The 3,909-nt window shown below is 33.9% G+C and carries 1 protein-coding gene and 1 pseudogene; one reads left to right on the top strand and one right to left on the bottom strand.

Annotation, left to right across the window (positions count from 1 at the left end):
• Positions 1-1,054: 1,054 nt before the first annotated feature.
• Positions 1,055-1,513 (top strand): annotated as a pseudogene (locus FD18_RS10415) (pectate lyase-like adhesive domain-containing protein); the annotation flags it as partial.
• A 920-nt stretch (positions 1,514-2,433) separates the two neighbouring features.
• Here FD18_RS10415 and FD18_RS09735 read toward each other — a convergent pair.
• Positions 2,434-3,909, bottom strand: a 1,476-nt coding sequence (locus FD18_RS09735; RefSeq protein ID WP_162257030.1) for a hypothetical protein, incomplete at its 5' end; no start/stop codon positions are given.

Below are 3,909 nucleotides of genomic sequence, written 5' to 3' on the forward strand. Positions count from 1 at the left end.
CTTTCATAGATAGTACTTTATATATTTGTACTGTCTACTAAAGTAGGACTATATCATTATCGTGATGATGATTATCAGTGTTTTTTATTTTAAATTTTTCTAGACACATATATTATTTTTAGTTTAAACTTAGTAAAAATTACATTATCGTTGATTTGTTATGTTACATGTATTACATTAGTTATGTAAAAACGTATTGATGATTATATAAATTCATTTTAATAAACGATAAAACTAGTATTTAAGAGATTTATTATATCAAATAAAAATAACTTGTGTATGTAATGAATTATTAATATTAATATTTGGTGTAATTTAATATGCAAATTAGGGAATAGGTATGAGAAAAGAAAATTTAAGAAAGAATCAGAAACAAGGAAATAAGTATATAGATCCTAATGAACTAAAAAATGGAGATGATCCAAACGTTTATTTTAAAGAACTGGCTGGATTAGCAGCAATTTTAGGAACTGGTATTGGTGGACCAGCTATTTTTCTAAATGATCGAGTATATGCTGCAAAAAATTCTGTTGATCCTAAATCACAAATCGTTGGCTCTGTGTCTACTAGTACTCAAATAGATGCAAATAATAAAATAAACAGTAAGTCAAAGGGAAAAGAAGTAAGTATTAGTAATTCCGAAGCACAAAGTATATCTAATTTTAATTCGAGAAGTTTATTGATATCTCAAAGCACTTCTTCTTCTTTGAAAGAATCATTAAGTCGTTCTCAAAGTACATCTACATCTTTAAAACAATCACTGAGTTATTCTCAGAGTACATCTGAACTTCACTCATTAAATAATTCTCACGTAAAAAAAGCATCTTTGGGTTCGGAAAAAAGAAAAGTATCTCAGTCACATCTTAGAGATAGTAAAAGTTTATCAAATCATGAAAAAACAAGTGAAACAGTTTCTAGTATTTCACATGACAATAATAATACTAATTTAGGAAAAACAAACTATACTAGAGTGTCCTCTAATACTATTTTGGAAAAACAAAATAGTATTAATAATGTAAATAGTCTTAGCCTAAGTAATGGACAAATTATTGAAATGGCCCCTCAAATACCAGTTGTTTTTAATAAAAATACGACTGATAGCAAAAGCCAGTCAATCAATAAATTAAATTTGAATAATGTTTTTGCTAGTGTAGACCAAGCGAATACTGGAGTTAATGAAAACACGGCTGAAGTAAGTAATGGAACTGAATTTCAAACTGCACTTAACAATTCAAATATTAGTCTTATTCGATTGACCGATAATATTGATTTAGGTCAATCTGGAATGGGAGATCTTCAAATTCCACCACGTAATCTTACTATTGAGGGTAAAGGTCACGATCTTAACTTAGGAGACAATTGTATTTGGCTTAATAACTGGCTTAATGACTCTACTTCAAGTAAAACGACGACAATTGTTAAATCTCTTAATCTTTATACAGCTAATGAGCGAGGTGGCTTTGCTCTTACTGGTTCAGGAGCAGAGACCTTAATATATGATAATGTGCATGCTACCGGCGGTGCAGCAGTTATGGCTGATACTTTTGCTCCAAGTGGCTATTTAAAAACTTTTGAAGTTCAAGGACATACTACCATTGATGGTGTAAGTTCGTACCAATATAATGGCAATACTTATTACACAAGCTCAGCTAATTTCGTTGGATATGGTACTTTAATTTATGCTGGAAATGATTTAATCGTTGATGACGATGCAAGTTTGATTATTAATAATAGTATGTCACCATATGATGTTGCAATGTTAGCAAATAATGGAGAACATGCTGTAGAAGTTGGTAAAAATGCTACTTTAGAAATCAATAATACTTATAGTGGCTATTCTGGTGGTCAGATCTGGAATAATGTTGGGAATATTGCCTTAACTAATAGCAACGGTAGGTTTATTGCTGGTGAAAATTCATACATTAACTTGAGTACTAGCGGAGCAAATATTTATTTTGCTAGTGGAAGTTCAAATAATATAGTTACCTTTAATTCTGGAACAGCCACCAAATTTTCTGGTAATCAAAATATTTACTTTGGAGGATCGGAAAATGTAGTTAACATTGATGATCCAGATTATGTAGTTTTAAATACAAGCAGTGGTACTACGTATGCTACAGATAGTAATGCTGTTGTAGATGCCACTAACACTAATGTCATAGTAACTAACGATGGTATAACTAGAGAATCAAATTATTTTACAAATAATCAAAGTAGTGTAAATGGGACTACCTATAGCGTCGGAACTACAATTGGTGAACAAAATAACGGTAAAGCATCAGTTGCTAGTGTAATGAATAATATTAATAAGAATGGAACTACTCAAGTTGAATATATGAGTGGATCAAAACATTCTGAAAGTATATCGTACTCTATAAGTACATCAGAAAGTGTTTCAACATCATTTGTAGAAAGTATTTCTAGAAGTACTAGTCAATCCTTGTCACGAAACGGTTCAAGATCTTTAAGTGAAAGTCTAAGTAACTCCGTATCACAAAGTGAGATTTTGAGCAACTCAGTAAGTATGAGTGAAAGCTTAAGTAACTCAGTAAGCATGAGCGATAGCCTAAGCAACTCAGTAAGTATGAGTGAAAGTCTAAGTAACTCAGTAAGCATGAGTGAGAGTTTAAGCAACTCAGTATCAATGAGTGACAGCTTGAGTAACTCAGTAAGCATGAGCGATAGCTTAAGTAATTCAGTAAGTATGAGTGAAAGTTTAAGCAACTCAGTAAGTATGAGTGAAAGCTTATCTAACTCAGTAAGTATGAGTGAGAGCTTGAGTAACTCAGTAAGTATGAGCGAGAGCTTAAGCAACTCAGTAAGTATGAGTGAGAGCTTGAGTAACTCAGTAAGCATGAGTGACAGCTTGAGTAACTCGGTATCAATGAGCGAGAGCTTAAGCAACTCAGTAAGCATGAGTGAAAGTTTAAGTAACTCAGTAAGTATGAGCGAAAGCTTAAGCAACTCAGTAAGCATGAGTGACAGCTTGAGTAACTCAGTAAGCATGAGTGAAAGCTTAAGCAACTCGGTATCAATGAGCGAAAGCTTAAGTAACTCAGTATCGATGAGTGAGAGTTTGAGTAACTCAGTAAGTATGAGTGACAGCTTGAGTAACTCAGTGTCAATGAGTGACAGCCTAAGCAACTCAGTAAGTATGAGCGAAAGCTTAAGTAACTCAGTAAGTATGAGCGAAAGCTTGAGTAACTCAGTGTCAATGAGTGAAAGCTTAAGCAACTCAGTAAGCATGAGTGAAAGTTTGAGTAACTCAGTAAGCATGAGTGACAGCTTAAGTAACTCAGTAAGTATGAGTGAGAGCCTAAGCAACTCAGTGTCAATGAGTGAAAGTTTAAGCAACTCAGTAAGCATGAGTGAGAGCTTGAGCAACTCAGTAAGCATGAGTGAAAGCTTAAGCAACTCGGTATCAATGAGCGAAAGTTTAAGTAACTCAGTAAGCATGAGCGAAAGCTTAAGTAACTCAGTAAGCATGAGTGACAGCCTAAGCAACTCAGTAAGTATGAGCGAGAGCTTAAGTAACTCAGTAAGCATGAGCGACAGCTTGAGTAACTCAGTAAGTATGAGTGAGAGCTTGAGTAACTCAGTAAGTATGAGCGAAAGCTTATCTAACTCGGTATCAATGAGTGAAAGCTTGAGTAACTCAGTAAGCATGAGTGAGAGCTTAAGTAACTCGGTATCGATGAGTGAAAGTTTAAGTAACTCAGTAAGTATGAGTGAAAGTTTGAGTAACTCAGTATCAATGAGTGAAAGCTTATCTAACTCGGTATCAATGAGTGAGAGCTTGAGCAACTCAGTAAGCATGAGCGAAAGCTTAAGCAACTCAGTAAGCATGAGTGACAGCTTAAGCAACTCAGTAAGTATGAGTGAGAGCTTAAGTAACTCAGTAAGCATGAG

The organism is Lactobacillus taiwanensis DSM 21401, assembly GCF_001436695.1.
In the GTDB taxonomy this organism is placed as follows: Bacteria; Bacillota; Bacilli; order Lactobacillales; family Lactobacillaceae; genus Lactobacillus; species Lactobacillus taiwanensis.